This is a genomic window from Agrococcus sediminis, from assembly GCF_007923295.1.
GTDB classification, from domain to species: Bacteria; Actinomycetota; Actinomycetes; order Actinomycetales; family Microbacteriaceae; genus Agrococcus; species Agrococcus sediminis.
Genome location: NZ_VOIR01000013.1, coordinates 255,877 through 281,444, shown reverse-complemented (window position 1 = coordinate 281,444; position 25,568 = coordinate 255,877). Strand labels below are relative to the sequence as shown.

25 protein-coding genes, 1 tRNA gene and 1 other RNA gene are annotated in these 25,568 nt (G+C 73.3%); 14 read left to right on the top strand and 13 right to left on the bottom strand.

All coding sequences use genetic code 11. The features are described from left to right. Positions 1 to 39 precede the first annotated feature (39 nt). A complete protein-coding gene (locus tag FQ330_RS07175) occupies positions 40 to 1,119 on the top strand; it encodes an alanine racemase (RefSeq protein WP_146356318.1) in 1,080 nt (359 codons plus the stop codon). A gap of 24 nt (positions 1,120 to 1,143) precedes the next feature. On the opposite strand, the gene FQ330_RS07170 is transcribed toward FQ330_RS07175, so the two are convergent. Beyond that, positions 1,144 to 1,968, bottom strand: coding sequence for an LLM class flavin-dependent oxidoreductase (locus tag FQ330_RS07170; protein ID WP_146356316.1), 825 nt, complete (start codon positions 1,966 to 1,968; stop codon positions 1,144 to 1,146). Positions 1,969 to 2,061: 93 nt separating this feature from the next. Between FQ330_RS07170 and FQ330_RS07165 the strand changes: the two genes are divergently transcribed. Both FQ330_RS07165 and FQ330_RS07160 read left to right on the top strand, forming a co-directional pair. Beyond that, a complete protein-coding gene (locus FQ330_RS07165; protein ID WP_146356315.1) occupies positions 2,062 to 2,886 on the top strand; it encodes a DUF1684 domain-containing protein in 825 nt (274 codons plus the stop codon). Positions 2,887 to 2,998: 112 nt separating this feature from the next. Next, a complete protein-coding gene (locus FQ330_RS07160) occupies positions 2,999 to 3,526 on the top strand; it encodes a DUF3145 family protein (protein ID WP_128188654.1) in 528 nt (175 codons plus the stop codon). 71 nt (positions 3,527 to 3,597) lie between these two features. On the opposite strand, the gene FQ330_RS07155 is transcribed toward FQ330_RS07160, so the two are convergent. The 6 genes from FQ330_RS07155 to aceE all read right to left on the bottom strand — a co-directional run bounded on the left by FQ330_RS07155 (position 3,598) and on the right by aceE (position 11,077). Further along, entirely contained in the window at positions 3,598 to 4,833 is a 1,236-nt protein-coding gene (locus FQ330_RS07155; RefSeq protein ID WP_146356313.1) for a beta-ketoacyl-[acyl-carrier-protein] synthase family protein, read from the bottom strand. Positions 4,834 to 4,901: 68 nt separating this feature from the next. Beyond that, entirely contained in the window at positions 4,902 to 5,153 is a 252-nt protein-coding gene (locus tag FQ330_RS07150; protein WP_128188656.1) for an acyl carrier protein, read from the bottom strand. A gap of 37 nt (positions 5,154 to 5,190) precedes the next feature. Beyond that, positions 5,191 to 6,186, bottom strand: a complete 996-nt coding sequence (locus FQ330_RS07145; RefSeq protein ID WP_146356311.1) for a beta-ketoacyl-ACP synthase III — start codon at positions 6,184 to 6,186, stop codon at positions 5,191 to 5,193. Next, positions 6,183 to 7,103, bottom strand: coding sequence for an ACP S-malonyltransferase (locus tag FQ330_RS07140; RefSeq protein WP_146356309.1), 921 nt, complete (start codon positions 7,101 to 7,103; stop codon positions 6,183 to 6,185). The genes FQ330_RS07145 and FQ330_RS07140 overlap by 4 nt, the downstream gene beginning before the upstream one ends. A gap of 5 nt (positions 7,104 to 7,108) precedes the next feature. After that, positions 7,109 to 8,275: a PucR family transcriptional regulator gene (locus tag FQ330_RS07135; protein ID WP_225792734.1), complete on the bottom strand. Its 1,167-nt coding sequence runs from the start codon at positions 8,273 to 8,275 to the stop codon at positions 7,109 to 7,111. 84 nt (positions 8,276 to 8,359) lie between these two features. Next, the gene (gene aceE / locus FQ330_RS07130; RefSeq protein WP_128188660.1) at positions 8,360 to 11,077 is read right to left on the bottom strand and encodes a pyruvate dehydrogenase (acetyl-transferring), homodimeric type; all 2,718 of its coding nucleotides are present in this window, start codon (positions 11,075 to 11,077) and stop codon (positions 8,360 to 8,362) included. A gap of 132 nt (positions 11,078 to 11,209) precedes the next feature. On the opposite strand from aceE, the gene FQ330_RS07125 reads away from it, so the two are divergent. The 6 genes from FQ330_RS07125 to rnpB all read left to right on the top strand — a co-directional run bounded on the left by FQ330_RS07125 (position 11,210) and on the right by rnpB (position 14,915). Then, entirely contained in the window at positions 11,210 to 11,668 is a 459-nt protein-coding gene (locus FQ330_RS07125) for a peroxiredoxin (protein ID WP_146356307.1), read from the top strand. Positions 11,669 to 11,685: 17 nt separating this feature from the next. After that, a tRNA-Val gene (locus FQ330_RS07120) sits at positions 11,686 to 11,758 on the top strand. 60 nt (positions 11,759 to 11,818) lie between these two features. Beyond that, positions 11,819 to 12,664, top strand: a complete 846-nt coding sequence (locus FQ330_RS07115; RefSeq protein WP_404799852.1) for a Nif3-like dinuclear metal center hexameric protein — start codon at positions 11,819 to 11,821, stop codon at positions 12,662 to 12,664. Further along, positions 12,655 to 13,395 carry a zinc ribbon domain-containing protein gene (locus tag FQ330_RS07110; RefSeq protein ID WP_146356305.1) on the top strand — a complete coding sequence of 247 codons (741 nt, stop codon included), beginning with the start codon at positions 12,655 to 12,657 and terminating at the stop codon, positions 13,393 to 13,395. Before FQ330_RS07115 ends, FQ330_RS07110 begins: the two co-directional genes overlap by 10 nt. A 25-nt stretch (positions 13,396 to 13,420) precedes the next feature. Beyond that, positions 13,421 to 14,509: a hypothetical protein gene (locus tag FQ330_RS07105; RefSeq protein WP_146356303.1), complete on the top strand. Its 1,089-nt coding sequence runs from the start codon at positions 13,421 to 13,423 to the stop codon at positions 14,507 to 14,509. Positions 14,510 to 14,543: 34 nt separating this feature from the next. After that, positions 14,544 to 14,915, top strand: an RNA gene (gene rnpB, locus FQ330_RS07100) — RNase P RNA component class A. Positions 14,916 to 15,003: 88 nt separating this feature from the next. Here the strand turns inward: rnpB and ppgK are convergent. Together ppgK and map are read right to left on the bottom strand one after the other, a co-directional pair. Continuing rightward, positions 15,004 to 15,759, bottom strand: coding sequence for a polyphosphate--glucose phosphotransferase (gene ppgK / locus FQ330_RS07095; protein ID WP_404799851.1), 756 nt, complete (start codon positions 15,757 to 15,759; stop codon positions 15,004 to 15,006). A gap of 25 nt (positions 15,760 to 15,784) precedes the next feature. Next, the gene (gene map, locus FQ330_RS07090) at positions 15,785 to 16,654 is read right to left on the bottom strand and encodes a type I methionyl aminopeptidase (protein ID WP_146356301.1); all 870 of its coding nucleotides are present in this window, start codon (positions 16,652 to 16,654) and stop codon (positions 15,785 to 15,787) included. A gap of 47 nt (positions 16,655 to 16,701) precedes the next feature. Between map and FQ330_RS07085 the strand changes: the two genes are divergently transcribed. Next, positions 16,702 to 16,932, top strand: coding sequence for an SPOR domain-containing protein (locus tag FQ330_RS07085; RefSeq protein ID WP_146356299.1), 231 nt, complete (start codon positions 16,702 to 16,704; stop codon positions 16,930 to 16,932). Between the two features lie 4 nt (positions 16,933 to 16,936). Beyond that, a complete protein-coding gene (locus FQ330_RS13290; protein WP_192575867.1) occupies positions 16,937 to 17,113 on the top strand; it encodes a hypothetical protein in 177 nt (58 codons plus the stop codon). Positions 17,114 to 17,302: 189 nt separating this feature from the next. Here the strand turns inward: FQ330_RS13290 and FQ330_RS07080 are convergent, their stop codons facing one another. Then, positions 17,303 to 17,812: a DUF1697 domain-containing protein gene (locus FQ330_RS07080; RefSeq protein ID WP_146356297.1), complete on the bottom strand. Its 510-nt coding sequence runs from the start codon at positions 17,810 to 17,812 to the stop codon at positions 17,303 to 17,305. 4 nt (positions 17,813 to 17,816) lie between these two features. Further along, positions 17,817 to 18,677, bottom strand: coding sequence for a 3-methyl-2-oxobutanoate hydroxymethyltransferase (gene panB, locus FQ330_RS07075; RefSeq protein WP_128188671.1), 861 nt, complete (start codon positions 18,675 to 18,677; stop codon positions 17,817 to 17,819). Between the two features lie 68 nt (positions 18,678 to 18,745). Between panB and FQ330_RS07070 the strand changes: the two genes are divergently transcribed. From FQ330_RS07070 to FQ330_RS07060, 3 genes are read left to right on the top strand one after another with little or no spacing between them, the layout of a single operon-like run. Next, the gene (locus FQ330_RS07070; protein WP_128188672.1) at positions 18,746 to 20,077 is read left to right on the top strand and encodes a glutamine synthetase family protein; all 1,332 of its coding nucleotides are present in this window, start codon (positions 18,746 to 18,748) and stop codon (positions 20,075 to 20,077) included. 3 nt (positions 20,078 to 20,080) lie between these two features. Continuing rightward, positions 20,081 to 22,990, top strand: a complete 2,910-nt coding sequence (locus FQ330_RS07065; RefSeq protein WP_146356295.1) for a bifunctional [glutamine synthetase] adenylyltransferase/[glutamine synthetase]-adenylyl-L-tyrosine phosphorylase — start codon at positions 20,081 to 20,083, stop codon at positions 22,988 to 22,990. Between the two features lie 49 nt (positions 22,991 to 23,039). Then, on the top strand, positions 23,040 to 23,243 hold the full coding sequence (locus FQ330_RS07060) for a zinc-ribbon domain-containing protein (RefSeq protein WP_128188674.1): 204 nt from the start codon (positions 23,040 to 23,042) through the stop codon (positions 23,241 to 23,243). A 61-nt stretch (positions 23,244 to 23,304) separates the two neighbouring features. Here the strand turns inward: FQ330_RS07060 and glnA are convergent, their stop codons facing one another. Continuing rightward, positions 23,305 to 24,729 carry a type I glutamate--ammonia ligase gene (glnA, locus tag FQ330_RS07055; protein ID WP_128188675.1) on the bottom strand — a complete coding sequence of 475 codons (1,425 nt, stop codon included), beginning with the start codon at positions 24,727 to 24,729 and terminating at the stop codon, positions 23,305 to 23,307. Between the two features lie 101 nt (positions 24,730 to 24,830). Then, on the bottom strand, positions 24,831 to 25,520 hold the full coding sequence (locus FQ330_RS07050) for a DUF4191 domain-containing protein (protein WP_128188676.1): 690 nt from the start codon (positions 25,518 to 25,520) through the stop codon (positions 24,831 to 24,833). Between the last annotated feature and the right edge of the window lie 48 nt (positions 25,521 to 25,568).

The window sequence follows — 25,568 nt, the reverse complement described above, 5'->3', positions numbered from 1 at the left end:
AGATGCCGCCGCGGCCGTGCCGCGGCCTAGCATCGAGCCATGCCGCCGACCACGCCGTACCTCGCCGTCGACCTCGAGCGGATGCAGGTCAACATCGCGCGCGTGGCCGACGCCGCGTCGGCGCGCGGCCTCGCGCTCCGGCCCCACGCCAAGACCCACAAGACGATCGAGATCGGCCGGATGCAGGTGGCGGCGGGGGCGCACGGGCTCACGGTGGCCACGATCGGCGAGGCCGAGGTCTTCGCCGCCGCCGGGCTCGACGACCTCTGCATCGCCTACCCGCTGTGGATCGACCCGCCGCGCGCGGCGCGCCTCAGCGCCCTCGCCGCCCGCGGCGCCGCGATCTCGATCGGCGTCGACTCGGTCGCCGCCGTCGAGCGCGTCGCGCGGGCCGGCCTCGCCGGGCGCATCGCCGTGCGGGTCGAGGTCGACGCCGGCCACCACCGCTCCGGCTGCGCGCCGACCGAGGCGGGCGCGGTGGCCGCGGCGGCGGTGCAGGCCGGCATCGAGGTGGAGGGCGTGTTCGCGTTCCCCGGCCACGCGTACGCGCCGGGCGCCCGCGCGGAGGCCGCCCGCCAGGAGGCCGAGGCGCTCACCGTCGCCGTGCACAGCATGCGCGCGGCCGGCGCGACGCCGCTCGTGGTCTCGGGCGGCTCGACGCCGAGCTTCGCCGCCGCGCTCGAGATCGACTCGCCGGTCACCGAGCTGCGGCCGGGCGTGACCGTCTTCGGCGACGCGCAGCAGTGGGAGCTGGGCGCCATGGACGCGGCCGAGATCGCGCTGACCGCGCACGCCACCGTCGTCTCGCATGCCGGCGGCAGGCTCGTGCTCGACGCGGGATCGAAGGTGCTCGGCCCCGATCGCGCCCCCTGGGCCACGGGGCACGGGCGGCTGCTCGACCACCCCGACGCACGCATCGTGCAGCTGAGCGAGCACCACGCGGTCGCGGAGCTGGGGGAGGGGGATGCGCTCCCGCCGCTCGGCGCGACCGTGCGGCTGGTGCCGAACCACGTGTGCATGGCCGTCAACCTCGTCGACGAGCTGCACGTCTTCGACCGCGCGGGCGACGTCGAGCCGTCGGCCACGTGGCGCGTCGCAGCCCGCGGCCGCAACAGCTGAGGCGGCGCGCCCGCGCTCAGGGGCTCAGCGGCGCAGCGCCGCGATGGTTCGGGCGAGGCGCTCGATGCCCTCGCCGGTCGCCGGCCGGCCGTCGCGCTCGAGCGCCAGCAGCGGCACGCTCGTCGCGCCCGCCTGCGCGAGCGCGGCCGCGAGCCGCGCGACCTCGTCGGCCGACGCATCCGCCGGCACCTGCGAGAACTGCACGATCGCCGCCGGCACGGTGAGGCCGGCGGCCGCGCGCGCGGCGCGCACGGTCTCGACCGCCGCGCGCGTCGTCTCGACGGCGCCGGGATCGCCCAGGTCGCCGGCGAGGATCACGCCGTCGCCGAGCTCGCCCGCGAGCGCGAGGGTCTTGGGACCGCCGCCGCCGATGAGCAGCGGCGGCGCCTCGGCCGGCGGCCACCGCAGCTGCACGCGGTCGAGCCGCACGTAGCGGCCCTCGACCGACAGCTCGTCGCCGGCGAGCAGCGCCCGCAGCGCCTCGGCGTGCTCGCGCAGCAGCGCGAGCGGCGACGCGGCGCGCACGCCCGCCTGCCCCATCCACTCGAGCACGCCGTGGCCGATGCCCGGCAGGAAGCGGCCGGGGAACATGCGTGCGAGCGTCGCGACCTCCATCGCGGTCAGCGCGACGGCGCGGAGCGGCACCGGCATGAGCCCGAGCCCGACGCGCAGCCGCTCAGTGGCCGCGAGGACTGCGGCCGCGGGCGACACGCCCGACTCGGCGAAGCAGTCCTCCCACAGCCACACCTCGCCGACGCCGAGGCCCTCGGCAGTGCGGGCGAGCGGCACGATGCGCTCGGGCGGCACGTCGGGCGGGAGGATGAGGCCGAGCGCGGGGAGGGCGTCCATGGTGCGACCCTACGGCCGGCGCCTGACATCGGGCGAGCGCCCGGCGGCTCCGGCGCGGGAGTCCGCGTCGGCACCCGTCGGTAGGGTGGAGGCATGACCGAGACTGCCGTGCAGGCCGCCGCCGACGACGCCCGCAGCGCCTACGCCGCGTTCCGCCAGAAGCGCGATCAGGGCGTGCGGGGCCCGCAGGGCGCGATCGCGCTCGTGACGACCGCGTGGGTCTCCGAGCCCACCTCGATCGAGGGCGTGCCGGGCACCTGGGCGCCGTCGCCGACCGCCGACGGCCTGCAGGTGACGGCGGATGCGACGGCCGGGATCATCGTCGACGGCCAGACCGTCGACGGCGACGCGATCGTCTACAGCCACGACTCCATGACGCCCAGCTCGGTGCGCTTCGACGACCGGCGCACCGCCTTCGTGATCGGCCCCGACTTCCACGGCCGCTTCGCGCTGCGGGTGTGGGACGCCGAGGCCGCCGACGAGCGCGGCTTCACCGGCATCGAGGCCTACGACTTCGACCCCGCGTGGGTGAAGCACGGCACCTTCGAGCCTGTCGAGGGCGGCGTCGAGTTCGAGCACGGCAAGACGCAGGGCGGCTCGCTCCGCCGGGCCGTCTCGCCCGGCACGATCCGCTTCGAGCACGACGGCGCCGAGGTCGAGCTGCTGGCGCTGCCCGACGGCGACAGCCTCCAGATCGTCTTCGCCGACGCCACCACGGGCGACGAGACCTACGAGGTGGGCCGCTTCCTGTTCGTGAAGCCGCGCCACGACGGCTCGGTCGACCTCGACTTCAACCGGGCCATCGTGCCGCCGTGCGCGATGAGCGACCAGTTCAACTGCCCGATGCCCCCGGCGGGCAACCGGCTCCCGTTCCCGATCCGCGCCGGGGAGCGGCGGCCCGCCTTCGGCAAGGGGTGACCGCGCCCGGGGAATGACACGGTTGTCACTCCCGGCAGGCGTATGAGAGGATCGCTGGCATCGTCCGGATCGTTCGACCGATGGGGAAGTCGTATCGAACGAGGGAGAGACGATGACTGCTGCGAACACGCTCAGACGACGTCCCGCGACCACGACGGGGGTCGTCTGGATCCACGCGTCCCAGCGCGCCCTGCGCACCCACCTCGAGTGGGCGGTCGGCAGCGCCGTCGGCGACGCGCTCCGATTCGTCTGGCAGAGCCAGCCCGCGGAGCCCGGCGCCGAGCGCAGCGAGGTACACTGGTCGGGACCGGTCGGCACGGGCGCGGCGATCGCGAGCGCGCTCGCCGGCTGGCGCGACGTGCGCTTCGAGGTCACCGAGGATCCGGTGCCGGGCTCCGACGGCATGCGCTGGATGCACGCGCCGCAGCTCGGCATCACAGCCGCGCGCATCGACGCCGCAGGCTCCGTCGTCGTGCCCGAGGACCGCATCCGCGCCGCCATCGAGGCCGCGGGCCCCGACGCGCGCGCCCTGCTCGCCGAGCTCGACGACGCGATGGGCGGCCCGTGGGACCGCGACCTCGAGGCCTACCGGCACGCCTCCGACGCGTCGCCGGTCGTCTGGCTGCACCGCGTCGGCTGAGCCTCTCGGCTCCCCGGAACGGCTGAGGGCCCCGCTGCGTACAGCGGGGCCCTCGGCGTCGGCGGCCGGCGTCAGATCGAGCGGATCGCGATCACCGCGTTGTGGCCGCCGAACCCGAACGAGTTCGAGATCACGAGCTGCGGCTCGTCGCCGAGCGGCATCGGCTCGGCCGAGATGCGCAGCGGCGCGTCCGGGTCCTGCTCGGTGACGTTGATCGTCGGGGGCGCCTGGCGCTCGACGATCGCGAGCGTCGCGAACATCGCCTCGAGCGCACCCGTGCCGCCGAGCAGGTGGCCGTGGGCGGCCTTCGTGGCCGAGACGGGGATCTCGCGGATGCGCTCGCCGAAGATGCGGTGCATCGCGCGCACCTCGGCGACGTCGCCGACGGGCGTCGACGTCGCGTGCGCGTTGATGTGGGTCACGTCGTCGGCGGTCGCGCCGGCCGCGTCGAGCGCGAGCTGCACGGCACGGCTCGCGCCGAGGCCCTCGGGCTCGGGGGCCGTGATGTGGTGCGAGTCGGCGGTCACGCCGCCGCCGGCGAGCTCGGCGTAGATGCGGGCGCCGCGCGCGAGCGCATGCTCCTCGGTCTCGAGCACGAGCGCCGCCGCGCCCTCGCCCATGACGAACCCGTCGCGGGTGACGTCGTAGGGGCGGGATGCGGTGGCCGGGTCGTCGTTGCGGCGCGAGAGCGCCTGCATGGAGGCGAAGGAGGCGATGGTGATCGGGTGGATCGCCGACTCGCTGCCGCCGGCGATCACGACGTCGGCGAGGCCGGCCTGCAGGTGCTCGTAGGCGTTCGCGATGGCCTCGGTGCTCGAGGCGCACGCGGAGGCGACCGTGCGGGCGTAGGCGCGAGCCTCGAAGTGCATGGAGACGGCCGCGGCGGGGGCGTTCGGCATGAGCATGGGCACCGTCATCGGCATGACGCGCCGCGGGCCCTTCTCGCGCAGCGTGTCCCACGCGTCGAGCAGCGTCCAGACGCCGCCGATGCCGGTCGAGAAGTCGACGCCGAGACGCTCGGAGGGCACGTCGGGGGAGCCGGCGTCGGCGAAGGCCTCCTTGGCCGCGACGAGCGCGAGCTGGCTCGACGGGTCGAGGCGCTTGGCGACGGGGCGCTCGAGCACCGTGTCGGGGCGCACCTTCGCCTCGGCGGCGAACGTGACCGGCAGGTCGTACGTGGCCACCCAGTCGTGCTCGAGGCTGCGCGCGCCGGAGTCGCCGGCGAGCAGCGCCTCCCAGCTCTCGCGGGCGGTGCCGCCGAGCGGCGACGTGGCGCCGATGCCGGTGATGACGATCTTCTTCGTCATGGCTCTCCTCGCAGATGCAGCGTGCGGCCGGTCGCCCGGCCGCACGCGTGGTCTCGGCCCGTGGGGGCTCAGGCCGCCTGGGCGCCCGTGATGTAGTCGACGGCGTCCTGGACGGTCTTGAGGTTCTTGACCTCGTCGTCCGGGATCTTCACGTCGAACTTCTCCTCGGCGTTCACGACGATCGTCATCATCGAGATCGAGTCGATGTCGAGGTCGTCGGTGAACGACTTCTCGAGCTGCACGTTCTCGGTCGCGATGCCGGTCTCGTCGTTCACGAGGTCGGCGAGCCCTGCCAGGACCTCGTCCTTGGTGTAAGCCATCGGGTTGTCTCCTTCTGTCTGGTGGACGGGTTGCAGTCTAGGGGAGGACCACGACCTGGGCGCCGTATACGAGGCCCGCGCCGAAGCCGATCTGCAGCGCCAGCCCGCCCGACAGCTCGGGGTGCTCCTCGAGGATGCGGTGCATCGCGAGGGGGATCGACGCGGCCGACGTGTTGCCGGTCGTGGCGATGTCGCGGGCGATGACGACGGAGTCGGGCAGCTGCAGCTGCTTCGCGAACTCGTCGATGATGCGCATGTTCGCCTGGTGCGGGATGAACGCGGCGAGGTCGGCCGGCTCGACGCCGGCGGCGTCGAGCGTCTCTCGCGCCTTCTTCGCCATCTCCCACACCGCCCAGCGGAAGACCTTCTGGCCGTCCTGGCGCAGCGTGGGCCACGGCTCGCCGTCGCGCATCGAGCCGAGCGAGTTCGTCATCCGGATGGTCTCCCAGTGGGAGCCGTCGGAGCCCCACACCGAGGGGCTGATGCCCGGCTCGTCGGCGGCGCCGATCACGACGGCACCGGCGCCGTCGCCGAGCAGGAAGCTGATCGAGCGGTCGGTCGGGTCGATGATCTCCGAGAGCTTCTCGACGCCCACGACCAGCACGTGCTCGGCCATGCCGCTGCGCACGAGCGCGTCGGCCTGGGCGACGCCGTAGGCGTAGCCGGCGCAGGCGGCGGAGATGTCGAACGCGGGGGCGGGCGTGGCGCCGAGCCGCGCGGTCAGCAGGGCAGCCATCGAGGGCGTCTGCACGGTGTTGCTGATCGTCGAGACGATGACGGCGTCGATCTGCGAGCCCGTCAGGCCCGCGCGTTCGAGCGCCTCGCGCGAGGCGGTCTCGGCGAGGTCGACCGCCTGCACGCCCTCGCCGGCGCGCACGCGCGTGACGATGCCGGTGCGCTGACGGATCCACTCGTCGGAGGAGTCGATCGGGCCGACGAGCTCCTCGTTCGGCACCACGACCTCGCCGCGGGCGGCGCCCACGGAGAGGATGCGCGACCCGGCGCGGGTGGGGAGGCTTGCGAGGGTGGTCATGCTGCGGCTCCGCTCTCGAGCAGCCGGACGGCTGCGGGCAGGTCGTCGGGGGTGGTGATGCCGACCGCGGGCACGCCGCGCAGGCCGCGCTTCGCGAGCCCGACGAGCGCGCCGGCGGGGGCGAGCTCGACGATGCCCGTGACGCCGGCCTCCTGGAAGGCGGCCATGCAGCGGTCCCAGCGCACCGGGCTCGAGACCTGGCCGACGACCAGGTCGAGGAAGTCGGTGCCGGATGCGACGGCGCTGCCGTCCCGGTTCGTCCAGAGGGTGGTGGTCGGGTCGGAGGCCCGAGTGGCGGCGGCGCGCGCGCGGAAGCGCTCGACGGCGGGGGCCATGTAGCTCGTGTGGAACGCGCCCGCGGTCTGCAGCGGGATGACCCGCGCGCGCTCGGGCGGCGCCTCGGCGAGGGCCGCGAGCGCGTCGAGCGCGCCGGCGACGACGATCTGCCCGCCGCCGTTGTAGTTGGCCGGCTGCAGGCCGAGCTCGGCGAGCCGGGCCTCGAGCGCGGCCTCGTCGGCCCCGAGCACCGCGGCCATGCCCGTCGGGGTCTCGGCCGCCGCATCCGCCATCGCCCGCGCGCGCTCGCCGACGAGCGCCATCGCGTCCTCCGCCTCGAGCACCCCCGCGGCCACGGCCGCGGTGATCTCGCCGACGGAGTGCCCGGCGACGCCGCCCGCGAGGCTGGCGCTCTCGCCGAGCGCGTCGAGCGCGAGGATGCCGGCGGCGACGATGAGCGGCTGCGCGACGAGCGTGTCGCGGATGGTGTCGGCGTCGCTGACCGTGCCGTGCTGCACGAGGTCGACGCCGGCCGCCTCGCCGAGCGCGGCGAGCCGCTCGGGCACGCCCGGCAGCTCGAGCCAGGGGGAGAGGAAGCCGGGCTTCTGCGAGCCCTGGCCGGGAGCGACGATGACGATCACGTGCCTCATCCTCCCACCGCGCCCTTGCCGCGGACGGCATGGCGCGTCGGCTGCGGCGCACGCTGGGCGCGCTCCCGCGAGGCGTCGTGGATGGCGCCGAGGATGATCGCCGTGTGCAGCGCGAGCGCCTCCCTGGCGCCCGTCGCGTCCCAGCCGATGATCTCGCTGATGCGCTTCAGGCGGTAGCGCACGGTGTTGGGGTGCACGAAGAGCTCGCGCGCGGTCGCCTCGAGCGAGCGGCCGGTGTCGAGGTAGCACGCGAGGGTCGCGAGCAGGTCGCTCGAGTGGTCGCGCAGCGGCTGGTAGATGCTGCGCACGAGCTCCTGCCGGGCCAGCGGGTCGCCGGCGAGCGCCCGCTCGGGCAGCAGGTCGTCGGCCCGCACCGGGCGGGGCGTGCGCCGCCACGCGTCGGCGACGGCGAAGCCCGCGAGCGCCGCCTTGGCGCTGCGCGCCGCCTCGACGATGCTCGGCACGGCAGGGCCCAGCACCAGGTGGCCGTCGCCGAACGCCTCCGCGAGCTGCTCGGCGACCGCGATGAACTCGATCGGGCCGCTCGGGCCCTCCTCGTCCTCCGCGGCGGCGCGGCCGATGACGACGACGAGCCGGGAGCCCTGCACCCCGACCAGCACGTCGCATCCGGCATGCCTGGCCCGGCGGCGGATGATGTCGACGTCGAGCTGGCGCGGTGCGAGGCCCACGAGCACCGCGCACTCGCCGCGCCCGTGCCAGCCGAGCGCGGCCGAGCGGCTCGGCAGCTCGTCGTCGTGCTCGCCGGTGAGGATCGAGTCGACCACGAGCGCCTCGAGCCGGGCGTCCCACAGGCCGCGCGACTCGGCCGCGCGGGCGTAGACGTCGGCCGCCGCGAACGCGATCTCCCGCGAGTAGCGCAGGATCGGCTCGCGCATCGCCGGGTCGGCGTCGCCGATGCGCTCCTCGAAGACCGAGACCACCGTGCGGATCAGCTGCAGCGTCTGCTGCAGGCTCACGCTGCGCAGCAGCTCCCGGGGCGCCGCCGCGAAGACGTCGGCGGCGATCCACGGCTGCGCCTCGGGATCCTCGTGCCAGGCGATGAAGGACGAGATGCCCGACTGCGCGACGAGCCCCACCGCGCTCCGCCGCGAGGGCGGCATCGTGCGGTACCAGGGCAGCCGGTCGTCGAGCGCCCGCGTCACCTGCGTCGAGAGGTCGCCCGAGATGCGCCGCAGCCACGCGAGCTGCTGCGCCTGGAGCTCCGCCGCGGCGTCCAGCGCCGTGGCCTAGGCGTCCCCGCCGACGGTGCCCGACTCGCCGGCGTTCACGTCGTGGAGGCTGTACTTGTCGATCGCCTGCTGCACCATGCCGAGCGGCACCTTGCCCTGCTTCGCGAGCGCGTCGAGCGCGCGCACCACGACCGAGTGGCTGTCGATCGTGAAGAAGCGGCGGGCGGCGGCGCGGGTGTCGGCGAAGCCGAAGCCGTCGGCGCCGAGCGTCGCGTAGTCGCCGGGCACCCACTCGCGGATCTGGTCCGGGACCGCCCGCATGTAGTCGGTCGTGGCGACGAAGGGGCCCTCGGCCTCCGACAGGCGCTGCGTGACGTACGGCACGCGCGCCTCGCCCTGCGGGTGCAGGAAGTTGTGCCGGTCGGCGTCGAGGCCGTCGCGGCGCAGCTCGCTCCACGAGGTGACCGACCAGATGTCGGCCGAGACGCCCCAGTCGCTGCCGAGCAGCTCCTGCGCGTGGTGCAGCCACGGCAGCGCGACGCCCGAGCCGAGCAGCTGCACCTTGACCGGGTGGTGGTCGCTCGTCGAGACGCGGTGGATGCCGCGGCGGATGCCCTCCACGTCGACGTCGGCCGGCTCGGCGGGCTGCACCATCGGCTCGTTGTAGACGGTGAGGTACACCATGACGTCCTCGGGCGATTCGCCGTACATGCGCTCGAGGCCCATCTGCGTGATGTGCGCGATCTCGTAGCCGTAGGCCGGGTCGTAGGCGAGCACCGACGGGTTCGTCGACGCGATGAGCGGCGAGTGGCCGTCGGCGTGCTGGGTGCCCTCGCCCGCGAGCGTCGTGCGGCCCGCGGTCGCGCCGATGAGGAAGCCGCGCGTCATCTGGTCGGCGGCCGCCCAGATCGAGTCGCCGGTGCGCTGGAAGCCGAACATCGAGTAGAAGACGTAGATCGGCACGAGCGGCTCGCCGTGCGTCGAGTACGACGTGCCGGCCGCGATGAACGCGGCCATCGCGCCCGCCTCGTTGATGCCGACGTGCACGATCTGGCCGTCGGGCGCCTCGCGGTACTTCAGGAGCAGGTCGCGGTCGACCGAGGTGTAGTTCTGGCCCTTGGGGTTGTAGATCTTGGCCGTCGGGAAGAACGCGTCGATGCCGAACGTGCGCGCCTCGTCGGGGATGATCGGCACGATGCGCTCGCCCCAGCCCTTGTCGCGCAGCAGGTCCTTCAGCAGCCGCACGAACGCCATCGTGGTGGCGACCTGCTGCTTGCCGGAGCCCTTCTTCGGCATGTCGTAGGTCTTCGCCTCGGGCAGCGGGATGATCGTGTGCTTCGCGCGGCGCTCGGGCGTGAAGCCGCCGAGCTCGCGCCGGCGCTCGAGCATGTACTGGATCTCGGGCGAGTCCTGGCCGGGGTGGAAGTACGGAGGGTTGTACGGGTCGGCCTCGAGCTGCTTGTCGGAGATGTCGAGCTGCAGGTAGTCGCGGAAGGTCTTCAGGTCGTCGAGGGTGAGCTTCTTCATCTGGTGCGTGGCGTTCCGCGCCTCGAAGTGCTTGCCGAGGCCGTAGCCCTTGATCGTCTTCGCGATGATGACGGTCGGTTGGCCCTTGTGCTCGCTCGCCGCCTTGTAGGCCGCGTAGACCTTGCGGTAGTCGTGGCCGCCGCGCTTGAGGCTCCAGATCTCGTCGTCGGTCATGTCCTTGACCATCTCGGCGGTGCGCGGGTCGCGGCCGAAGAAGTGCTCGCGCACGAACAGGCCGGACTCGGCCTTGTACGTCTGGTAGTCGCCGTCGGGCGTGACGTTCATGAGGTTGCGGAGCGCGCCGTCGTGGTCGCGGGCGAGCAGGTCGTCCCACTCGCGGCCCCAGACGACCTTGATGACGTTCCAGCCGGCGCCGCGGAAGAACGACTCCAGCTCCTGGATGATCTTGCCGTTGCCGCGCACCGGGCCGTCGAGGCGCTGGAGGTTGGCGTTGATGACGAAGTTGAGGTTGTCGAGGCCGTCGTTGGCGGCGAGCTGCAGCGCGCCGCGCGACTCGACCTCGTCCATCTCGCCGTCGCCGAGGAAGGCCCACACCTGCGAGTCGGCGGCGTCCTTGATGCCGCGGTTCGCGAGGTAGCGGTTGGCCTGCGCCTGGTAGATGGCGTCGATCGGCCCGAGGCCCATCGACACGGTCGGGAACTGCCAGAACTCGGGCATCATCCGCGGGTGCGGGTACGAGGGCAGGCCGTGCGGCGCCTTCGACTTCTCCTGGCGGAAGCCGTCCATCTGCGCCTCGGTGAGGCGGCCCTCGAGGAACGCGCGGGCGTACATGCCGGGGGAGGCGTGGCCCTGGTAGAAGATCTGGTCGCCGCCGCCGGGGGCGTCGTAGCCGCGGAAGAAGTGGTTGAGGCCGACCTCGTACAGCGACGCGGAGGACGCGTACGTCGAGATGTGGCCGCCGACGCCGATGCCGGGCGCCTGCGCGCGGTGCACCATGATCGCCGCGTTCCAGCGGATCCAGCGTCGGTAAGTGCGCTCGATCTGCTCGTCGCCGGGGAACTCCGGCTCGCTCTCGGGCGCGATGGTGTTGATGTAGTCGGTGGTCGGCACCATCGGCACGCCCAGGTGCAGCTCCTTGGAGCGCTTGAGCAGGCTCAGCATGATCTCGCGGCCGCGCTGGGGGCCGTTCGCGGCGACCAGCTGCGAGAGCGACTCCTGCCACTCAGCGGTCTCGCTGGGGTCCGTGTCGTCCGTGTGGCCCGAGTAGGGGTCCTGGTCGTTCAGCACCGATGCTCCTGACGTCGTCTCCTGCGGCACCCCTGGGTGCGTGGCGCTCGCCCGTCCACTCTAGCCACCGGGCCGATCCCGCCAGCGCGCCCTCGTCGCCGCGCCCGCGACGCCTCTGCCAGCATGGAGCGCATGGCACTCCAGATCGGCGACGAGGCTCCCGACTTCACGCTCACCGACCACACCGGCGAGGCCGTCACGCTCTCGGAGCTGCGCGGCAGGCCGGTCGTGCTCGTCTTCTACCCGCTCGCCTTCACGGGCCGATGCACGGGCGAGCTCTGCTCGATCCGCGACGAGCTCGCCGACTTCACCGGCGCCGACGCCGAGGTGCTCGCGATCTCCGTCGACACGGCGGCGTCGCTCGCGGTCTTCGCCGAGCAGGAGGGGTTCGACTTCCGCCTGCTGAGCGACTTCTGGCCGCACGGCGCCGTCGCGCAGTCGTACGGCGCGTTCCTGCCCGAGCGCGGCATAGCGACCCGCGCGACCTACGTCGTCGACCGCGACGGCCGCATCGCGGCGCACTTCCGGGTCAGCACCTCCGAGTCGCGCGACATGGATGCGTACCGGGATGCGCTCGCGCAGGTCGCGTGAGACGGTAGAGCACCCCGGAGCCTGTAGCTCAGCTGGCAGAGCGCCACGCTTACACCGTGGATGTCGGCGGTTCGATCCCGTCCAGGCTCACCGAGCGCAGCCCGGCCCGCCCGCCGGGCCGCGTCGGCGCATCCGTCCCGCGTCCCTAGGATGGAGCGCATGACGAGCGTCGCCGATGTCCAGCGCGCGGTCGAGTCGCTCTGGCCCGCCGCGACCGCCGAGGACTGGGACGCCGTGGGCCTCGTCGCGGGCGACCCGGTCGACGAGGTGCGGCGCGTGCTGCTGGCCGTCGATGCCGTCGAGGCCACCGCGGCCGAGGCGATCGCGCGCGGCGCCGACCTGCTGCTCGTGCACCACCCGCTGCTGCTGCGCGGCGCGACGAGCGTCGCCGCGACGACCCCGGCCGGACGCGTCATCACGCGGCTCGTGCGCGAGCGCGTCGCGCTCCTCGCGGCCCACACGAACGCCGACGCCGTCGACCGCGGCACGAGCGGCGAGCTCGCCTCGATGCTCGGGCTGCAGGGCGCGACCCCCATCGTCGTGAACCGCGTCGACGACGCGAAGGGCCTCGGCCGCGTCGGCGACCTGCCCGAGCCCGTCGCGCTCGGCGACCTCGTGCGCACCCTCGCGGGCCTGCTCCCGCCGGTGGCTGGCGGCGTGCGAGCGGCGGGCGACCCGGCCCGCCGGGTGCGCCGCGTCGCGATCTGCGGCGGCGCCGGCGACTCGCTGCTGCGCGAGCGCGCGGTCGCGGACGCCGACGTCTACATCACGAGCGACCTGCGCCACCACCCCGCCTCCGACGCGCGCGAGCGGCACGCGGCCGGCGAGGGGCCCGCCCTCGTCGACGTCTCGCACTGGGCGAGCGAGTCGCTGTGGCTGCGGCCCGCCGCCGAGCAGCTGAGCGCCGCGCTCCCGGGCGTCGAGGTGGTCGTGAGCGAGACCAGGACAGACCCATGGGACTTCGCGGTCCCGCAGGAGGAGCACGCATGGCACTGAAGGCGACGAACGGCGACCAGCGGCTGCTGCTGACGCTGCAGGACGTGGACACCCGGATCATGCGGCTGCTGGCGAAGCGGCGCGCGCTGCCGCAGACCAAGCGCATCGAGGAGCTCGACGCGCAGCTCGCGGTGCTCGACCGGGCGGTGCTCGACCGGCTCGGCGCGCTCGACGACGCCTCGGCCGAGGTCCGCCGCATCGAGAGCGACGTGCAGCTCGTCGAGGCGCGCCTCGCGAAGGACCGCACGCGGCTCGAGACGGTGACCGACTCGAAGACGGCGACCGCGACCGAGCACGAGATCGTCACGCTCGAGCGCCGCCGCAGCACGCTCGAGGACCTCGAGCTCGAGGCCATGCAGGCGCAGGAGGACGCGGAGGCCGCGCTCGCCGCGGCGCGCGCCGAGGCCGGCGCCGCGCGCGCCGAGCGCGAGCGGCTCGCCGCGGAGCGCGACGAGCAGGCCGCGGGCATCGAGGCGGAGCTCGCCGAGGCGCGGGCCGAGCGCGACGAGCGGGCGGCCCCCGTGCCGGCCGACCTGCTGGCGCTGTACGAGCGCCAGCGCGAGCGCTACGGCATCGGCGCGACCCTGCTGCAGCGGCGCACGTCGGTGGCCTCCGGCGTCGAGCTCACGGCCTCCGAGCTGCACCAGATCCGGCAGGCGCCCGACGACGAGGTCATCCTCGACCCCAACTCCTCGGCGATCCTGGTGCGCACCGAGGACAGCGGCATCTAGGGTCGCTGCCGCGGGGATGGTCGCGATGCGTGTCGTGGACGTCGCCGATCGGGCGGCCTTCGACGCCTTCGTGCGGCTGGGCCTCGACACCCACGGCGGGCGGGCGGTGCCGCTGCGCGAGCGCCGCCTGCGCGACTGGTTCCGCGGCACCTCCTCGCATCCGCATCCGGTCTCGCTCCTCCTCGCGCTCGACGGCGAGCGGCCCGTCGGCCGCGCGGTCGTGCATCGCGACGACCGGCTCGACGCGCGCCTCGGCACGCGCGCGCAGGTGTTCGGCGCCATCGCCGCGACCGACGCGCCCGTCCTGCACGCGCTGCTCGACGAGGCCGATCGGCGCGCGCGCGCGAGCGGCGCGTCGGAGCTGTTCGGTCCGGCGCAGCTGCTGCCCGCCCAGTCCGGGGGCGCGGTGACGGGGGCGTTCGAGGAGCGCGGGTTCCTGGATGCGCCGTGGAACCCCGCGTGGGTGCCCGAGGCGCTCGAGGAGCGCGGGATGCGCCGCTGGTACGAGGCCGACACCTGGATCGTCGACGTGGTCGACGAGGAGGGGCCGAGCGACGCCGAGCTCGACGCGGCCGGGATCCGCATCGACGAGGTGACGCGCGTGGGGCTCGCGCAGGGCATGCGCGCCCTGCTGCCGCTGCTGAACGACTCCTTCGCGCAGCTGCCGTACTTCACGCCGCTCAGCAAGGCCGAGCTCGATGAGTGGACGGCCGGCATGTGGCTGCTGCACGAGGAGGGGCTGTTCCTCATCGCCCGCGACGAGGACGAGGTGCCCGTCGCCTTCATGCTCGCGGTGCTCGACGCGAGCCCCCTGCTGCAGCGCTCCGGCGGCCGGCTCGGACCGAGCGAGACCTGGTCGCTCGTCGCGCACCGGCGCGAGCTGCGGCGGGAGGCGGTGCTCGTGGTGCAGGGCGCCCGGCACGACGCGCAGGGTCGAGGCATCGTCACGCTCCTGAGCCGCCGCCTGCACGCCAACCTCGCCGAGATCGGCTGCGCGACGCTGCGCTCGACGCAGATCGGTCGCCTCAACCTCGGCTCCGCGCGCCAGTTCGCGCGCTTCGGCGGCCGGCCGCTCCACTCGACGGCCTACTACCGGGGCCCGGTCAGCGGCTGACGACGGCGCCGCGCGGTACCCTGGGGGCAGCGAATCGGTCGGCCAGGCGGCCGCGTCGCGGCGGTGGCCTAAGGGCCCCTGCCGCGCCGAGGAACGTCCGGGCTCCGCAGAGCAGGGCGGTGGATAACGTCCACCCGGGGCAACCCGCGAGAAAGTGCAACAGAGAGCAGGTCCACCTGCCGGGGTCTCGATCCCGGCAGGCCAGGAGTGAAACGGTGGGGCAAGAGCCCACCAGCGTCGCGTGCGAGCGCGGCGGCTAGGCAAACCTCGCCCGGAGCAAGACCAGACAGCGGATCACGGGGCTGCTCGTCCCATCCGCGGGTAGGTCGCTAGAGGGCTGCAGCGATGCATCCCCGAGAGAGATGGCCGTCCACGACAGAACCCGGCGTATCGGCCGGCCGGTTCGCCCTCGTCCGTCGAGCTTCCCCGAGCGCCGGGATCCCCCTCCGGGAACCCGCGATGCGGGGAAGCCCGACGTCGGTTCGAGCGGGGCGTCAGACGCCGCGCGCGAGCGCCGCGGCGCCGATGATGCCCGCGTTGTTGCGCAGCATCGCCGGCACGATCGGGGTGTCGAGGTGCAGCAGCGGCAGGAACATCTCCGAGGACTTCGAGACGCCGCCGCCGACGACGAACAGGTCGGGCGAGAAGATGAACTCGAGGTGGCTGTAGTAGCGCTGCAGGCGCGCGGCCCACGCCTCCCAGCTGAGGCCCTCGGTCTCGCGCGCCCGGTTCGACGCGCGAGTCTCGGCGTCGTGGCCGTCGAGCTCGAGGTGCCCGAGCTCGGCGTTCGGGATGAGCACGCCGTTGTAGATGAGCGCACCGCCGATGCCGGTGCCGAGCGTCGTCATGATCACGAGGCCCGACGCATCCTTCGCCGCGCCGTAGTGGTCCTCGGCGAACCCGGCGGCGTCGGCGTCGTTGACGAAGTGGATGTCGCGGCCGAGCGCCTGCTCGAACAGCCGTTCCGCCTCGAGCCCGATCCACGCCTTCGAGACGTTCGCGGCGCTCATCGTGCGGCCGTGGCGCACGATCGCGGGGAAGGTCACGCCGATGGGCGTGTCGGCCTCGACCTCGAGACGCCCCACGAGCTCGACCACCGCGTCGCGGATGTCGTCGGGCTCGCCGCCGACCGGCGTCGGCACCTTGACCCGGTCGCTCAGCAGCGTGCCCTCCGCCACGTCGACGAGGGCTGCCTTCACGCCGGTGCCGCCGATGTCGACGCCGACTGCCATGTGCTTGGACTTGGTCACGGCGACGATCCTGCCACGGATCGGATCACGCCGATGGCAGGGTGAGGATCTCGGCGCCCGTCTCGCGCACCACGATCGTGTGCTCGAACTGCGCGGTGATCGAGCGGTCCTTCGTGACGACGGTCCAGCCGTCGTCCCAGCCCTCCCACTCGTGCGTGCCGAGGGTGAGCATCGGCTCGATGGTGAACACCATGCCGGGCACGATCTCGGTGTCGTACCGGTCGGTGTCGTAGTGGGGGATGATGAGGCCCGAGTGGAACGACGTGCCCACGCCGTGGCCCGTGAAGTCGCGCACCACGCCGTAGCCGAAGCGCTTCGCGTACATCTCGATCGCGCGGCCGATCACGTTGACGCGGCGGCCGGGCATCGCGGCGCGGATGCCGCGGCGGAGCGCCTCCTCGGTGCGCTCGACGAGCCGCGCGACCTCGTCGGAGGCCTCGCCGACGACGAAGGTGCGGTTCGAGTCGCCGTGGACGCCGTCCTTGAACGCGGTGATGTCGATGTTCACGATGTCGCCGGCCTCGAGCACCGTGTCGTCGGGGATGCCGTGGCAAATGACCTCGTTGACGCTCGAGCACACCGACTTCGGGTAGCCGCGGTAGCCGAGCGTGGAGGGGTAGGCGCCGTGCCGGGTGACCCAGTCGTGGCCGATCGCGTCGAGCTCGTTGGTCGTGATGCCGGGTCGCACGGCCCGGCCGACGGCGGCGATCGCGTCGGCGGCGATCGTGCCGGCCGCGCGGATGCGGTCGATCGTCGCCTCGTCGTAGACGTCGCCCCCGACGTGCTTCGCGGGCGCCGGCCGCCCGACGTACTCGGGCCGGGCGATGGATGCGTCGACCCGGCGCTCGGGGCCGATGCGGCCGGGGATGAGGTGACCTCCAGCGTCCTTCGGCATAGTGTCCATCCTAGGCAGACGGTTCCATCCCACCCGAGGAGGACGGCATGGCGGAGTACTGGTACAACCTCGAGACGGGCGTCGTCGAGGAGGGCATGGTCTCTCCCGGCTACGACCGGGCCGGGCCCTTCTCCTCCCGCGAGGAGGCCGCGCGGGCGCCCGAGATCATCGCGCAGCGCTCGCGCGAGTGGGCCGCGGAGGACGCCTCCGACGACTCGTGGGGCGGGGGCTCCGAGGGCGGCGCCGAGGCACCGGAGGACGACCCGGCGCAGCGCTGACGCCGTGGCCCTCGCGCACCTGCTCGTCGGGCTGAACGGCGCCGGCAAGAGCACGCTCGCGCGATCGATCGCGAAGCGTGACGGCGCGGTGCGCGACTGGAACCAGTGGAGCCGAGCGCGGCGCGCGCAGTGGCGGGACGCAGTGCTGACGGCCGGCCACATCCCGTGCTGCACCACGTGAGGACCGGCCTCGAGGAGTCGGTGCAGCGTGCGCGAGTGCGAGCTGGGCGACGCAGACGTGGAAGGCATGCGCGTGGTGGCTGAGCGCTCGATCGGGCTGAGCGCCTCCTCGAGCGGCAGGGGCGGCCGACGGCCCGCTCAGCCCGATCGAGCGCGCGGCGTCATCGCGCGGTGACCGCCCGATCGCTGCTCAGGCCGCCGCGAGCACCTTCCGCAGCGTGCGCAGGTTGCGCGTCGTGACGCGGTCCTTCGCAGTGTGCTCGAGCGCCTTCGCGAACGGGCTCGTGAGCGTCGTGCCCTTCGGGTTCGACCAGTAGACGACCCCGGCGCCGGCCGCGATCGCCTCGCCGTCGCCGGCCTCGAGCGCGGCGAGCTCGCGCGCGACGCCCGGCTCGAGCTCGAGCACCACGTAGGGCGTGTGCGCGTCGTCCTCCGCGTGCGGGTAGGCGTCGACGATGCGCTGGAGGTCTGCCGTCGGCAGGCCGAGCACCCGGATGCGCCTGCCGTACCGCGCCTCGAGGCCGCGCTCGGCCGCCTCGGCGGCCGCCGGCGCATCCGTCGCCGTCACGAGCGCGTTGCCGCTCGCGAGCACCGTGCGCACCTCGCCGAGGCCGGCCTCCTCGAGCACGGCGCGGAGGTCGGCCGAGCGCACCGAGACCCCGCCGACGTTCACGCCGCGCAGCAGCAGGGCGACGCGCACGTCGCTACTCGTACTCGTGCTCGGGCGCCGGGTACTCGCCCGACGAGACGTCCTCGCGGAAGGCGTTCGCGGCGTCCTCGAGCGTCTGCGCGAGCTGCGCGTACTGCTTGACGAAGCGGGGGATGCGGCCGGTCGTGAGCCCGGCCCAGTCGGTCCAGACGAGCAGCTGCCCGTCGCAGTGCGGGCCCGCGCCGACCGAGATCGTCGGGATCGTGAGCGCCTCGGTGACGGCTCGCGCCGCCTCGGAGGGCACCATCTCGAGCACGACGGCGAAGGCGCCCGCCTCCTCGACGGCCCGCGCGTCGCGCAGCAGCTGCGCCGCGCCGCGGTCGCCTCGGCCCTGGATGACGTGGCCGCCGAGCCCGTGCTCCGACTGCGGCGTGAAGCCGATGTGCGCCATCACCGGGATGCCGGCCTCGACGATGTGGCGGATCTGCTCGGCCGAGCGCTCGCCGCCCTCGAGCTTCACGGCATGCGCGCCCGTCTCCTTCATGAAGCGGATCGCGGTGTGCACCGCCTCGCGCGGGTTGGTCTCGTACGAGCCGAACGGCAGGTCGGCGATCACGAGCGCCCGCTTCGCGCCGCGCGCGACCGCGCGGGTGAGGGGGATGAGCTCGTCGACGGTCACGGGCAGCGTGGTGTCGTAGCCGAAGACGGTGTTGCCGGCGGAGTCGCCCACGAGCAGGAAGTCGATGCCCGCGCGGTCGAAGATGCCCGCCGTGAGGTGGTCGTAGCTCGTGAGCCCGGTGATCTTCACGCCGTCGCGCTTCGCCTGCTGGAAGTGCCGGATGCGCACGCGCTTGGGCCCTGCCGAGCCGCCGCCGTAGGGGGCTGCCTGCTCCTGTGCGCTGTCGCTCGCTGCCATGCCCCGAGCCTAACCGCACGCCCGGCCGCGACCACTAGCCTGAGGGGAGGTCAACAGGGGGGACGCGGATGGACAAGCAGCGGGACTTCGTGCTTCGCACGATCGAGGAGCGCGGCGTGAAGTTCGTGCGGCTGTGGTTCACGGATGTGCTCGGCACGCTGAAGTCCGTCGCGATCGCGCCCGCCGAGGTCGAGGGCGCCTTCACCGAGGGCCTCGGCATCGACGGCTCGTCGATCGAGGGGCTCTCGCGCTCCTCCGAGGCCGACGTCATCGCGAAGGCCGACCCGTCGACGTTCCAGATCCTGCCCTGGCGCGGCGAGATCGACCCGACCGCGCGCATGTTCTGCGACATCTCGACCCCCGACGGCCAGCCCGCCGCGGCCGACCCGCGGCACGTGCTGAAGCGCACGCTCGCGAAGGCCGCCGATCGCGGCTTCAGCTTCTACACGCACCCCGAGTGCGAGTTCTACCTGCTGAAGTCGGCTGACGTCGCGCACCCCGAGCCCGTCGACCGCGCCGGCTACTTCGACAACGTGCCCGGCGGCACCGCGCACGACTTCCGCCGCGCGAGCGTGCGCATGCTCGAGGACATCGGCATCTCGGTCGAGTTCAGCCACCACGAGGCGGGCCCGGGCCAGAACGAGATCGACCTGCGCTACGCCGACGCGCTCTCGACCGCCGACAACATCATGACCTTCCGCACCGTGGTGAAGGAGGTCGCGATGCAGGAGGGTGTGTACGCGACCTTCATGCCGAAGCCGTTCGAGGGCCAGCCCGGCAGCGGCATGCACACGCACATGTCGCTGTTCGAGGGCGAGCGCAACGCCTTCCACGACCCGGCGGGCGAGTACCGGCTGTCGAAGGTGGGCCGCCAGTTCATGGCGGGCCTGCTGCACCACGCGCCCGAGATCACCGCCGTCACGAACCAGTTCGTCAACTCCTACAAGCGCATGTGGTCGGGCGACGAGGCCCCCAGCTACGTCAGCTGGGGCCACAACAACCGCTCGGCGCTCGTGCGCGTGCCGCTGTCGAAGCCGAACAAGGCGCAGTCGGCCCGCGTCGAGTACCGCGGCCTCGACTCCGCGGCGAACCCGTACCTCGCGTTCTCGGTGCTGCTGGCCGCGGGCCTCAAGGGCATCGAGGAGGGCTACGAGCTGCCCGACGAGGCGATCGAGGACATCTGGCAGCTCTCCGACCGCGAGCGGAAGGCGCTCGGCTACAAGCCGCTGCCCGCGAGCCTCGACCGCGCGATCGGCGCGATGGAGGAGTCGGAGCTCGTCGCCGAGACGCTCGGCGAGCAGGTCTTCTCGTTCTTCGTGCGCAACAAGCGCGAGGACTGGCAGCGGTACCGCGCGCAGGTGACCCGGGTCGAGCTCGAGTCGAACCTGCTCTCCCTGTAGCGCATGCGCGTCCCCTCGCCGCGGACCCGCCTGGCGCAGCTGGGCTTCCGCGAGCCGAGCCGCGCCGAGGCGTGCCTCGACGAGCTGCCGGAGGGGCTCACGGGCCTCGTCGAGGAGTGCTCGCGCGCCGCCGACCCGGACACGGCCCTGCAGATGCTCGTGCGCCTCGTGCGGGCCGGGATCGATCTGTCGGCCGCGACGGGCGACGAGGCGTCGCGCGCGTCGCTCATGCGGGTGCTCGGTGGTTCGCTCGGCATCGCCGAGCACCTCGAGCGGCACGCCGAGGACCTCGACGTCGCCGCTCGCCCGTCGGCGCCCGCGGGCGCCGACGACTACCGCCGGAGCCTGCTCGAGGCGGTCGACGCCGCAGACGGCGTCGCGCGCACGCCGAAGGACGCCGCCGTCGCCGCGATGCGCGGCCGCTACCGCCGCCACCTGACCGAGCTCGTCGCGTGGGACCTGGGGCTGCCCGACCCGGTGGAGCACGTCGAGCGGGTCTCGACGGCGCTCGCCGACCTGGCCTCCGCGGCGCTCGAGGCGGGACTCGCGATCGCCCGCGCCGCCGCGAGGGAGCGCTTCGGCGAGCAGGCCGACGGCGTGCGGCTCGCGGTCATCGGCATGGGCAAGACCGGCGCGCGCGAGCTCAACTACCTGAGCGACGTCGACGTGATCTGGGTGCACGAGGCGGACGGCGTCGACGACCCCGCCGCGACCCAGATCGCCACGCTGCTCGCGCGCGAGACCGCTGCGGCGTGCGCGCAGTTCCAGGCGGCGCCGCCGCTGTGGGAGGTCGACGCGAACCTGCGCCCCGAGGGCAAGGACGGCGCGCTCACCCGCACGCTCGCCTCGCACGTCGCCTACTACGACCGGTGGGCGAAGTCGTGGGAGTTCCAGGCGCTGCTCAAGGCGCGCGCGATCGCCGGCGACCGGCAGCTGGGCGCCGCCTACGAGGAGGCCGTGCGCGCGAAGGTGTGGGAGTCGTCGGGCCGCGAGGGCTTCGTCGAGTCGGTGCAGCGCATGCGCGAGCGCGTCACCGAGCACATCCCCGCCGACGAGGTGCCCCGGCAGCTGAAGCTCGGGCCCGGGGGCCTGCGCGACATCGAGTTCACCGTGCAGCTGCTGCAGCTCGTGCACGGCGCCGACGACGAGAGCCTGCGCCAGCGAGGCACGCTCGAGGCGCTCGACGCGCTGGCCGCGCGCGGCATCATCGGGCGCGCCGACCGCGACGAGTTCGGCGCCCACTACCGGTTCCTGCGCGTGCTCGAGCACCGCATCCAGTTCTGGCGCATGCGCCGCACGCACCTCATGCCCGTCGAGCAGGACGAGCTGCGGCGGCTCGCGCGCACGGCGGGGCTCGCGGATGCGTCGGCCCTCGACGAGCGGTGGCAGGCGGTCCGGCGCGCGGTGCGCACGCTGCACGAGCGGCTGTTCTACCGGCCGCTGCTCGGCGCGGTCGCGTCGCTCGCGCACGACGACGTGCGGCTCACGCCCGAGCACGCCGCGCGCCGGCTGCGCGCCTCCGGCTACGTCGACGCGAAGGGCGCGCTCGGGCACATCGCCGAGCTCACCGGCGGCGTCAGCCGGCGCGCGCAGATCCAGCGGCTGCTGCTGCCGGTGCTGCTCGGCTGGTTCGCCGAGGGCGTCGATCCCGACATGGGCCTGCTGTCGTTCCGGCGGCTGAGCGAGGCGCTGGGGGAGAGCCCCTGGTTCCTGCGCATGCTGCGCGACTCGCCCGTCGCCGCGCGGCGCCTGACGCGGCTCCTCTCCTCATCGAAGCTCATCGGCGCGCTCATGGAGCGCATCCCCGAGGCCGCATCGTGGCTCGACGACGACGACCAGCTGCGGCCGCGCTCCGAGGAGGCGCTGCGCGACGAGGCCGCCGCCGTGCTCGCCCGCCATGCCGGCGACGCCGACGCGCTGCGGCAGGCGCTGCGCACGCTGCGCCGGCGCGAGCACCTGCGCGTCGCGATGGCGAGCGCGCTGCAGCGCATCGACGAGTCGGCGGTCGGCGCGGCCCTCACCGGCATCGCCGCGGCCCTCGTCGACGCGGCCATCGCGCTCCACCGGCCCGAGGGCCTGCGGCTCGCGACGATCACCATGGGGCGCACGGGCGGCCGCGAGATCGGCTTCGGCAGCGACATCGACGTCATGCACGTCGTGCGCGGCGAGGGCGACCCGGTCGCAGCCGCGACCGCCGTCATCCGCCGCGTGCAGGAGACGCTCGCCGACCCGACGCTGCCGTTCGAGATGGATGCGGGGCTGCGGCCGGAGGGCCGTCAGGGCCCGCTCGTGCGCACGCTCGAGAGCTACCGCGCCTACTACGAGCGCTGGTCGGAGCCGTGGGAGGCGCAGGCGCTGCTGCGGGCGCGCCCCTTCGCCGGCGACGCCGTGCTCGCAGGCGAGCTCATGGCCGTCATCGACGAGCGCCGCTACCCGGCCGACTTCCCGGCGTCGTCGGTGCGCGAGGTGCGCCGCATCAAGGCGCGCGTCGAGGCCGAGCGGCTGCCGAGGGGCGCCGACCGGCGCCGGCACCTGAAGCTCGGCGACGGCTCGCTGAGCGACGTGGAGTGGCTCGTGCAGCTGCTGCAGCTGCGGCACGCCGGCCGCGAGGAGAGCCTGCGCACGACGTCGACGCTCGAGGCGCTCGCCGCGGCGGCGCGCGCCGACCTGGTCGGCGAGCGCGACGCCGAGACCCTGCGGGCCGCGTGGAGCCTGGCCACGCGCATCCGGAACGCCCTCGCGCTCGCACGCGCCCGCTCGACCGACCTGCTGCCGGTCGACCGCGACGAGCTCGAGGCGGTCGCGCGCCTGATCGGCATGCCCGCGCACTCCGCGCAGGCGCTCGAGGAGGAGTACCTCGCGACGACGCGGCGCGCGCGCCGGGTCTTCGACCGGCTGTTCTACGAGGACTGATCCACCGCTCGCGCGGCCGGCGTCGAGGAGCGACGCCTATCCTGGCGCGATGCTCTTCATCTTCGGCTTCGGCGGCAAGCAGCGCGACCTCGGCCCGGGCGCGACGCGCACGTGCCCGCGCTGCGGCAACACGACCGTCTGGTCGCGGGTGCAGACCTTCCAGCAGTTCACGCTGTTCTTCATCCCCATCGCCCGCTGGCGCCGCCGCGAGCTCGAGGTGTGCGGCATCTGCGGCGAGGCCGTCGCGCTCTGAGCGCATAGAGGGGCCGGGTCCCCCCAAGGAACCCGGCCCCCGTCAGTGCGCCGCGACGGCGTCAGACCCCGTAGTAGAGCTCGAACTCGAACGGGTGCGGACGCTGCGCCATCGGCAGGATCTCGTGCTCGCGCTTGTACGCGATCCAGGTGTCGATCAGGTCCTTCGTGAACACGTTGCCCTCGAGGAGGAACTCGTGGTCCTGCTCGAGCGCGACGAGCGCCTCCTCGAGCGTGCCGGGCACCTGGGGGATGTCCTTGGCCTCCTCGGGCGGCAGCTCGTAGAGGTCCTTGTCGACCGGCTCGTGCGGCTCGATGCGGTTCTTGATGCCGTCGAGGCCGGCCATCATCTGCGCAGCGAACGCGAGGTACGGGTTCGACGCGGCGTCGGGAGCGCGGAACTCGATGCGCTTCGCCTTCGGGTTCGAGCCGGTGATGGGGATGCGGATGGCCGCCGAGCGGTTGCCGGCCGAGTAGACCAGGTTGACCGGCGCCTCGAAGCCCTTGACGAGGCGGTGGTACGAGTTGATCGACGGGTTCGTGAACGCGAGGACAGCCGGCGCGTGCGCGAGCAGGCCGCCGATGTACCAGCGGGCGACGTCGGAGAGGTTGCCGTAGCCGTTCTCGTCGAAGAAGAGCGGCTTGCCGTCGAGCCACAGCGACTGGTGCGTGTGCATGCCCGAGCCGTTGTCGCCGAAGAGCGGCTTCGGCATGAACGTCGCCGTCTTGCCCCACTCCTCGGCCGTGTTCTTCACGATGTACTTGAAGGCGAGGATCTCGTCGGCCGCCTTCACCATCGTGTTGAAGCGGTAGTTGATCTCGGCCTGGCCGCCGGTGCCGACCTCGTGGTGGCTGCGTTCGACCTGCAGGCCGATCGCCTCGAGCTTCAGCACGATGTCGTCGCGCAGGTCGGCCTGCTTGTCGACCGGCGAGACGGGGAAGTAGCCGCCCTTGTACGGGGTCTTGTTGGCGAGGTTGCCGCCCTCCTCGACGCGACCGGTGTTCCAGGCGCCCTCCTCGGAGTCGACCGAGAAGAACGACTGGTTCTGCGTCACCGAGTAGCGCACGTCGTCGAAGATGTAGAACTCCGCCTCGGGCGCGAAGAACGCGGTGTCGGCGATGCCGGTCGAGGCGAGGTACTGCTCCGCCTTGTGCGCGACCTGGCGCGGGTCGCGGTGGTAGATCTCGCCCGTGCGCGGGTTGTAGATGTCGAAGATCATCACGAGCGTCTTGTGCTCGCGGAAGGGGTCGACGTACGCGGTCGTCACGTCCGGGATGAGCTGCATGTCGGACTCGTGGATGTTCGCGAAGCCGCGGATCGACGAGCCGTCGAACAGCTGGCCGACCGTGAAGAACTCCTCGTCGACCGTCGACGCGGGGATGTTGAAGTGCTGCTGCACGCCCGGCAGGTCGGTGAAGCGGATGTCGAGGAACTTCACCTCCTCGTCCTTGATGTAGGCGAGGACCTCGGAGGAATCCTTGAACATGATGCTCCTGACTTGCGGTTGGGGGTGGGCGAACGCCGTGCCTTCGACGCTACGCAGGAGCCGTTGCCCGCCGGTGACGCCGATGTTTCGGCGGTGTTACGTCAGCGGGGGCGGCCGGGCCGCACCCTGCGCGGGTCGATGCCCTTGGGGATGGGCAGGTTCGCCTGGCCGAGCGACGTGAGCCGGTTCGCGACCGCCATCACCTCGGCGCGCGACAGCGTGCGCTTCAGGCGGCGCATCGTGCGCGTCAGGCGGCGCAGCGGCGTGGTCGAGTCGGGGCCGATCTCGACGACGTGGATCGGCACGTTCGGCACGATCCGCTTGACCTTGCGCTGCTCGTCGGCGAGCAGGCGGGCGACGCGCTCGCGCGGCCCCTCCGCGATGAGCACGACGCCGGGCTTGCCGACGGCGCGGTAGATCGCGTCCTGCGTGCGCGGGTTCACGGCGACGGGCATCTCGCTCGTCGTCCAGTTGCCGCGCAGGCCGTTCTTCAGCACGGCGCCGACGGCGCCGGGGCGGCCCTCGATCTGCGCGAACGCGATCTTCTCGGCCCGCCAGGTGAGCACCATCATCATCAGCATCAGGCCGATGAGCACGCCGGAGATGATCCAGAGCACGAAGAACAGCGGGTCCTGGCGCAGCACGATCGCGAGCACCGTGACGAGTGCGATCGGGCCCAGCAGCGCCAGCAGCATCAGCGGCAGCGCGGCCCGGTCGTTCCTGCGGGTCATCTGGAAGATCGACCACATCGTCTTGAGCCTGCCGGGCTCCTTCTCGCTGTCGCGTGCCATGCCGTCCAGGATACCGGCGCGGGAGCGGCCCGCTCTCCACAGGCGGTC